Source organism: Bacteroidota bacterium (assembly GCA_039714315.1).
Classification (GTDB): Bacteria; Bacteroidota; Bacteroidia; order Flavobacteriales; family JADGDT01; genus JADGDT01.
Map to the genome: position 1 here is coordinate 1 of JBDLJM010000125.1, position 9,273 is coordinate 9,273.

The 9,273-nt window shown below is 35.4% G+C and carries 7 protein-coding genes; all 7 read left to right on the plus strand.

Annotation, left to right across the window (positions count from 1 at the left end; all coding sequences use genetic code 11):
- Positions 1–1,311, plus strand: a 1,311-nt coding sequence (locus ABFR62_11245; protein ID MEN8138994.1) for a hypothetical protein, incomplete at its 5' end; no start/stop codon positions are given.
- A gap of 226 nt (positions 1,312–1,537) precedes the next feature.
- Positions 1,538–2,272: an SdiA-regulated domain-containing protein gene (locus ABFR62_11250; GenBank protein ID MEN8138995.1), complete on the plus strand. Its 735-nt coding sequence runs from the start codon at positions 1,538–1,540 to the stop codon at positions 2,270–2,272.
- Positions 2,273–2,438: 166 nt separating this feature from the next.
- Entirely contained in the window at positions 2,439–3,086 is a 648-nt protein-coding gene (locus ABFR62_11255; protein MEN8138996.1) for a hypothetical protein, read from the plus strand.
- A 152-nt stretch (positions 3,087–3,238) separates the two neighbouring features.
- Entirely contained in the window at positions 3,239–3,709 is a 471-nt protein-coding gene (locus tag ABFR62_11260; GenBank protein ID MEN8138997.1) for a CYTH domain-containing protein, read from the plus strand.
- 70 nt (positions 3,710–3,779) lie between these two features.
- Complete coding sequence (locus ABFR62_11265; GenBank protein MEN8138998.1) at positions 3,780–5,390, plus strand: SLC13 family permease; 1,611 nt, start codon at positions 3,780–3,782, stop codon at positions 5,388–5,390.
- Between the two features lie 72 nt (positions 5,391–5,462).
- Positions 5,463–6,935 carry a hypothetical protein gene (locus ABFR62_11270; GenBank protein ID MEN8138999.1) on the plus strand — a complete coding sequence of 491 codons (1,473 nt, stop codon included), beginning with the start codon at positions 5,463–5,465 and terminating at the stop codon, positions 6,933–6,935.
- A 179-nt stretch (positions 6,936–7,114) separates the two neighbouring features.
- Complete coding sequence (locus tag ABFR62_11275; GenBank protein ID MEN8139000.1) at positions 7,115–8,617, plus strand: peptide MFS transporter; 1,503 nt, start codon at positions 7,115–7,117, stop codon at positions 8,615–8,617.
- Positions 8,618–9,273: the final 656 nt, after the last annotated feature.

The window sequence follows — 9,273 nt, forward strand, 5'->3', positions numbered from 1 at the left end:
GCTACCAAGGGAGCTTCAAATGGCGATGCAGTTGTAACTGTTCCTATTTTATCATTGGATTTCCCTGTTGCTCCGGCAGCGGATGAAGCTGTTAATGTTGTACTTTCTTATGTTACTACAGAAACTGTTGTAGAGGCAAGAGTATATTACGCAACAGGAGACGCTCCTGCATACGTTAAAGACAACAAAATAAAAGGAGAAGATCTTGCCGATTTTTCTCAAACAGGAGTAACAATTCCGATGGTTGATGCTGATGGTAATAACCTTAGTGTTGCAGGTGAATTAGTATCTTTTTACGTTCGTATTGCTTTAGAAAACGGAATGGAGTATTACTACGATAAAGATGGTAACGCTATTGCTGATGACGGAGTAGATTCTGCGGCATCTGATGCATTTAAAGCTGACCCTACTCAATGGGAAACTTATAAAGCAATCGCAGGAGGTGTTTCTGCTCCAACTTTGGCTCTTGTTTACAGTGCTACTCCAACAATTGGATATGAAGCTCTTACACTTGAGTATACTGCTGAAATTAATATTGCGGAAGCACGTGTATATTTTGGATATGGAGATTCTCCGGTTTATGTAAAAGCAAACAAAATTAAAGGAGAAGACGATGCTTCATTTACTCAAACAGGAGTTACTGTAAATTTAGCTAATATTGACGTAGAAGACGCTGATGGCACAGTAATCGGAAATACAAGCGATGGTAGTAAAATATCTTTCTATGTTCGTATTGCGTTAGAGAATGGAACTGAGTATTACTATGACAATGCAGGAAATGTAATTGTTGATGATGAAGCAAACGGTGGAGATCCTGCCGAAGCAGATGCCTTCAAAGCAGATCCGTCACTATGGAACACTTTCACAGCAAAAGCCCCTGCATCTGTATCTAAATTCGAATTCCCTGCAACTCCTACAGCTACAGACGACATTAATGTAGTCCTTGAATATGCATGTGATGAAGAAATATTAGAGGCTCGTATTTATTACGCAGCAGGTGATTCACCAGAGTACATTAAGGGTAATAAAGTAAAAGGAGAAGATGATGCTACATTTACTCAAACTGGTGTAACTGTAAACATGAAAGGTCTGGATGTAGAAGATATTGATGGGAATGTTGTAGGTTCTACAAGCGATTCCGGAGTTAAAATTTCTTTCTATGTAAGAATTGCTACTGCAACTTCTGAGTATTATTTCGGTAAAGACGGTGCTTTATTAGCTGTAGATGATTCTCCTGCTAATGGTGCAACAGATACTTCTGATGCATTTAAAGCCGACCCTACTCTATGGCAAAGCTATACAGTACAGTAATAAAATTTTAGTCTAAAGAGCTCGTTTAGTACGGGCTCTTTTTTTTTCTAAAAAGGCAATTTTTTATAAGTTTGCAAACTTATAAAATTCAATGTTTAAACAGTTCAACTGATGAAACGGGCATGAACAAATTTTTCTCACACAGAAAAAAGATAATATGCGAGTTACATCCCTGCCTGACTGCATTACGCAGGCAGGTGACTGATTAAAGACAAATCGTAGACAGATGAAAAGTGGAGTGAGATTAATAATTGTTGGATTCTTTTCATTATTGGCATCATGCCGACCGGAACCAATAGTGGTTGATTATTCAATTATATTAGATTCGTATGAATTGAGTATAGCAGAACCCTCAGGTTTAGCATTCTCAACTGATAAGGAATCTTTATATACTGTAAGCGACCGTGGAATGCTTTATCAAATTTCTTTAACAGGTAATACAATTAAAGAGCTCCCTTTTGCAGGCGATGACTTTGAAGGAGTTACAGTAAATCCGTTAACTTCTGACATATATGTGATTGAAGAAGGTAAAGGGAAGTTGAATAAGCTAGATAATAAAGGTGTTTTTCAGGAGAGCTATAATATTCTGGACAATTCGGGTAACAGTGGTTTAGAGGGACTTACTTACGATGTAAGCCGTAATGTGTTTTATATGCTGAAAGAGAAATCAGATGGATTACTAATAAAATATTCTGTGACAGATGGTAGTCAAACGGAAATCAAATTAAATTTTGCTTACGACTATTCCGGGATATTTTATAACAGCTCAACAGACAAATTATGGATTGTTAGCGATGAGTCGAAAACATTAACTCAATGCACAAACTCCGGACAAAAAATCAAAGAATATAAATTACCGATTTCAGGTGTTGAAGGAGTGGTTGTCAACAACGAAGAAACTGAAGCATACCTGGTATCAGACCCAAATAACATGCTATACAAAATCAACCTGATTGAATAATATCAATGTTAAGTTAATGTTAACTGAACGTAAATTAAAAGTTTAAATAGTATTTGCTACATTAAAAAAAGCATGTATATTCGCAACATCTTTATGTTAAGACAACGTTAAGTAAGGGAAAAAGATAACGTTTAACAAAATTAAAATCTAAACACATATAAATATCATGGCAAAAGGAGAAATGAAAATTGGTGAGGTTTCAAAACCCAGATTTGAATTCCGTACATTCGGGCAGGACTTTGATGCGGCACATGCAAGAATGGCCCGTTTAAGTGGATTTGTTCCGGAAAAAGTTTGGGAGAGAGAATCAGACGAAATCTACATTATGTCGAAAACAAACGACATAAACAACACTAAGATTCGCGATGGTAAAATGGATATCAAAACTTATGTTCAAACTGTTGATGGTTTGGAACAATGGAATCCGTTAATGAAAGGTGAATTCCCAATTTCGAAAGAAGTATTGGTAAACGATGTATTCCCAGCTTTTCAGGTTGAAATGCCGGAATTAACAAAAGACACTTATACTCTTGAGGAATTTTTAGCCATGATCGATGCTCATGCAGATTTGCAGGGAGTAAAAGTTCACAAACAACGTTACGGATACATGGTAAATGATACTATTTGCGAATTCGGTAATGTTCTTATCAACGGAGCTAAAGTTTGTACTATTAATTCTGAATCTACAGAATTGGAAGACATCAAGAAAACAATGAATGATGTAGCCAACGGTATGGAAACTGCTGAGAACCTAAATTATCTTCAGGTAATAAAAAGAATCATTGGTTGGATTAACAAGCCTTTGGCAAACTAGTAAAATATTATTTATCGTCATCTCGAGCGAAATCTTTAGATTCAGCGTAGCTAAACGCAGTGTAGCCGAGAGATCTTTAACCCGTAGCTACGATTATAAGATTTCTCCATGCGCTATCGCTTAGTCGAAATGACGAAAAAACAAGAGAAACAATGGCACAGGAAATAGAAAGAAAATTTTTGGTTAAAAGCGATGCTTTTAAATCAGAAGCTGTAAAAGAAATGAGAATCACTCAGGGATACTTATCATCAGTTCCGGAAAGAACTGTACGTGTACGTATCAAGGGAGAAAAAGGGTTTATGACAATCAAGGGGATTGGAAGTGAGTCTGGAGCTTCTCGTTACGAGTGGGAAAGAGAAATCTCTGTAGAAGATACTAACGAATTGTTAAAAATCTGTGAACCGGGAGTTATCGACAAAACCCGTTTTAACGTAAAATCGGGAGAGCATACTTTCGAAGTTGATGAGTTCTACGGCGAAAACGAAGGTTTAACTGTTGCAGAAGTAGAGCTTTCGTCGGAAGATGAAGCTTTCGACAAGCCGGAATGGTTAGGAGAAGAAGTAACAGGAGATGTAAAATATTACAACTCAATGCTGATGAAAAATCCATATAAAAACTGGTAATTTAGCTTAATGAAAAATCCACGGCTCAAAAAGCCGTGGATTTTTTTTGCAAAAAAAAAAGAACAAAAAGATGACTGAATTGAAACACCAAGAAGAAAAATTTGATGTACTGGATATGAATAATTATCGGATAGAAAAGCTTCCGGTAAGAGAAAAATCCAGATTTGAAGAAATTTTAGTGGTTATAGGAGTACCATTAGCTCTGATTTCTTTTCTTTTGATAATGTTCTTTTTAGATTTATCATTCTTAAAAAATATCGATCCCGATTCGCTGACAATAGCTTCTAAAGCTAATTTTGATAAAATTGGGATGACCGAGTTTATTTTCGCAAACAGAGCAATGCTTGCAATTTTTGTAGCGGCTCTTATTTTGTGGATAACAGAAGCTATTCCGAACTATTTAACCTCATTGATTTTAATAATAGCTTTGGTATTAACCGGAGTATTGCCCGAAAAAGTTGCTTATGCACAGTTAGGGCATAAAGTAATGTGGTTAAATATTCTTTCGTTTGTTTTGGCGAGTATGTTAGTAGCTACAGGTGTAGCAAAAAGATTTGCTCTGTGGTTTATCCTGAAATTTGGAAAGAATGCATCCTCTGTAATGCTTAGTTTTATTGTGATAAATGTTGTTTTATCATTATTTATTTCGGCAACAACTGCAAAAGCAACAATTCTATTGCCAATTATGATGATAGTTGCAGCCGTATATGGAGCAACAAGGGGTAACAGAAATAATTTTGGTAGAAATTTGATACTCCAAAATCTCTTTCAAATAAACATGGGGGCAGCGTCGTTTATGACCGGTTCCGGGGCAAACTTACTGGCGGTTTCGTTAATTGCCGGAGCAATAGGAACCGATATTTTCTTTTCCGAATGGATGATAGCAGCATTTCCGGTAGCCTTAGGTCTAATGCTGATAGCCTGGATTGTTGGAACCAGAATAATTTTCCCGATTAAAAAAGAAGATAGATTACCAAGTATTCCCGGTGGAATGGAAAGTTTACAAAAAGAACTTGACAAAATGGGGAAAATTTCTTTCGAAGAAATGAAGGCATTAGTAATCTTTGGATTTATATTAACACTTTGGGTAACCGACAAATGGCATGGTGTAAGCCCTACCGCAGTTGCTTTTGTTGGTGCTATTATAGCTTTAATGCCTAAAGTAGGCATAGTAGAATGGAATGATGTGGATATTCCCTGGCACTTACTTATGTTCTCTGCCGGTGCTTATACATTAGGGGCAGGATTTAAATATACTAATCTTCCAAGTATATCTGTAAATGCATTTTTCGATGAAATGGGCTTGGGTACAGATACTCCTTTTTGGGTTTTGTATGTTATTCTTACCGGAGTTATGATATATAGTGCTCTGTTTATGCAGTCGAAAACCATGAGGTCTATGATTTTTATTCCAATAGCTATTGGGGTAGCAACTAAATTTGATTTTTCGATAATGAGTTTGGCTTTTCCTGTAGCATTATTAATAGAACATGTGTACGTTTTACCATTCAACAGTAAGCCTTCATTACTTCTATATTCTACAGACCATTATAGCTGGACTGACACTTTTAAGTATGGGATTATAATGCAAACTATAGCATGGGGAATGTCTATACTAATGGCAATGACTTATTTTAAATGGTTGGGGATTACTCCGAACGGTCTTTTTGATATTTTTTAGTGATATTAATAACCCGGGTCAACGGGAGATTAATCGATTCATAGTCAATTCAGGAAAATCATAAAAAGACAAATGATCAAAGAGAAAATCAGAGTTCATGGTGGTGAATCATTCGAAATAGACCTTGGGTATCTTTACAAGGATGACGAACGATTCAGCACTTATGACATTGATACATATATCTACACTCCCCGCTCTCTTGATATCAACAAAGCAACTTATACAAAAGATGAGTTTTTTCAGGATTTAAAAGCAAACATACGTTTCTTAACTCCGGCTTATAACTTAAACGAAGTTATTGAAGGTGATGATTCTGCCTACAAAAAACTTACTGACAGCATTGATACGTTTTTAACGATTCAAAACAAAGAAAATGCAAAGCAATATCGCTATCACATAAAAATGTTTGTCAGCATTTTCAGAAGTTCACTGAGCAAGCAGGTTAGCAGAATTGTTTCCAAGTCATCTACAAAAGAAAAAGAAATACTGATCGAGGATCTTTTTAAGTCAACAGAAAAGTTGGTTAATAAATACAGAAAGCTATCAGATAAATTATTAGCGGATAATGTCAAGGAAAAAGAACAAAACCTCTTCAGATTTGGAGATGAATTCATTTCGTACTCAATAGAAAAACAATTCTTAATTCTTATTCGCAAATTATCTAGAAACGAGAGCAAGTATTCAAAAGAACTACATAATGCAACGACATATTTAGAAAAAGAATTAATATATCAGAGAGAATCAGGTATTCTTTCGATGAATAGTAACTCAAAAAAATCGAACGAAAATACTATCTACAGAAGGGGAATACTCAGAAAATTTGCAGAGGATCGTCTTTTTCTCAATACCAGAACAGAGAAAGAAGGAGTTGTGATGGAACAGGTTATTTTTTCGCTGGCTGCCGGATTTGCAATGATATTCGCCACAGCTGTAGCCTTCTTATCCCAGAAATATTACGGAAACTTCACTGTTGATTTATTTATTATGCTCGTAATTAGCTATATGGCTAAAGACAGAATCAAAGAACTTGTCAGGAACAACATCAATGACAAAATTCAGTCTAAATATTTCTTTGACAATAAAACAAAAATCATTTCAGGCGATGAAGAAATTGGACTATGTCGGGAAAGTTTCACCTTTATAGAGGACAAAAAAATCCCTCTTGAAGTAAAAAGAATACGAAAAAGAGAACATCTGACAGAAATAGAAAACGACTGGAAAGGAGAAAATGTAATGCGTTATCACAAACGTGTAAAAATCTACAATAAACGATTCCGTAAAGTTTTCAAAGAATACGAAATAAAAGGTATAAAAGATATAGTGCGTCTAAATGTATCACGCTTCACAACGAAAATGAGCAGTCCTTATCTGCCACTTTATGCCTGGAACGACAAATCTAAAGAAGTTATAAAAGTTAAAGGCGAAAAAGTTTATCACTTTAATGTTGTTATGGTTTTTAAGTACAATGAAGAAAAATATATAAAACGCTACAGAATTTTTCTAAACAAAAAGGGAATTAAACGAATAGAGAAAGTTGTGTCATAAATAATTACTTAAATGTTATAAATTGACATTTATTCAACCATAACACTAACAAAGTATTACATCAAATGGATTTACGGCTTATAGAAATTTATTACCTATTATAGAACAATCACTCCAATACCGAAATTTTTTCTTACTTTCACACGATTTTAAAATATACTTTAACAAAATAAGAATATATGTCTACTACTACGAAAACTTCGCATCCTAAGGGGCTCTATACCCTCTTTGTAACAGAGATGTGGGAACGTTATAGTTACTATGGGATGAGAGCTTTATTAACTCTATTCTTAGTAGCAGAATTAGTAAATGGAGGATTTGGTATGACACGTGCCGAAGCTTTCGCAATTTACGGGGTATTCACCGGATTGGTATATGTAACTCCGATAATAGGTGGCTACCTTGCCGATGCAGTTTTAGGAGAAAGGAAAGCCATATACATTGGAGCTTTCGTAATGGCTGCAGGGCAATTCACAATGGCATATAGTGCAACACTGGACGGAGGTACTGACGCAGGTGTCTTTGCTCTCTATTCAGGTTTATCATTATTGATAATTGGTAACGGATTCTTTAAACCAAATATTTCTACTATTGTTGGGGGATTATACGAAGCCGACGACCCCAGAAAAGACGGAGCATTTACAATATTTTACATGGGGATTAACCTGGGAGCGTTTATAGCTCCTCTTACTGCCGGTGCTGTAGGTACTGCATACGGATGGGAATACGGTTTCTCAATGGCCGGTGTAGGTATGCTATTAGGGGCATTCTGGTTCTTCTTCCGCCGCGAAACCTTATTAAATGTTGGCTTGCCAACAAGATGTGATGTTCAACCGGAATGTCAGTTTCTAAATAAAAAAGACTGGTTCGACATTGTTCTTTACACTATCATTGCTGTAGCACTTTCAGTTGGTATTGTTGTATTTATAGATGCAGTTACTGAATCTACACTCGATGTTATAATAAAAATCATAGGCGCTTTAGTAGTAATTGGAATTGGTACTGCAATTGCTAAAGGAACTTCGGGAAGAACCGAATGGAGCAGAGTATCTGTAATATTTATCCTTGCTATTTTCAATATCGTTTTCTGGTCAGGATTCGAACAGGCCGGTAGTACATTCAACCTTTTTGCTGAAGAACAAACAAACCGTATGTTGTTTGGATGGGAGATTCCTACAACAGCATTTCAATCGATAAATGCAATTGCTATATTTATAATTGCTCCAATTTTTGACGTTATGTGGGGTAAACTTACCCGCATAGGCAAAAACCCTCCTACTCCTCTTAAATTTGCAGGTGGATTAATTATGTTAGCAGCAGGATTCTTTGTAATGTCGGCTGCCGCAAGTGCTGCTACAGGCGGAAATTTGGTTAGCCCATTGTGGCTGGTAGCTGTTTATCTGGTACATACTCTTGGTGAACTTATGATTTCTCCTATTGGATTATCAATGATTACAAAATTATCTCCTACAAAAATTGTTTCTATCATGATGGGACTTTGGATGGGATCAATAGCGATAGGAAATTATCTAGCTGCTGCTATGGAAAGTATTGCTCATAGCTGGGGATTCGAGCAGGGAGCTCCAATGTTCCGCTTTATCGCTATACAGGCATTAATAGCAGCTGCTGTTGCAATCGTTTTAACTCCGATTATTAAACGAATGATGAAAGGTATTCATTAATATATTTTCCAATTTCAGATTTGAAATTGACACAAAACCAAAAGAGCTGTTCTTAATTGAACGGCTCTTTTTTTTTAGGACTAGTCACATTTGGGATTGCCGTAATTTTAAACTACGGCACTTTCAGGAATTTATAACCAAATAAACATCAAAATGCTCTGTTAGATTTGAAATATAATTGGTATTACTCGCAATTAATAATTACTCATATAACCCGATAAAAAACAGGTTACGCATTTCTTCTTACCGAATTGAAAATGCATTATCCGACTTTATTACCATTCATCAACAGGAAGTTTTCGTGTTTTAGCTACTACCTATCGTAAAAAATTGATTTTTTACTGTATTTTTATATAAAAATGTCACTCTTTTTAATATTTATCTATCTACATTTCAAACTATTTTATAATTTTGCAAATCTTTAATTTCTAGGAGTTTTGTTAATAGGATCATTCCTACAACAAGAAAGAATCTATTTACATAACTTGCTTTTGATTAGGGTTTAGCTGTTTTCTAGGTATATTAAAGAGACAACCTAGTTCCATTAAAAATTGATTATGAAATTTACAGAATATAAAGGATTAGATTTACCTAAAGTTGCTGAAGAGATCTTAGGATTTTGGGAAGAGAATAAGATTTTTGATAAGAGTATGGAA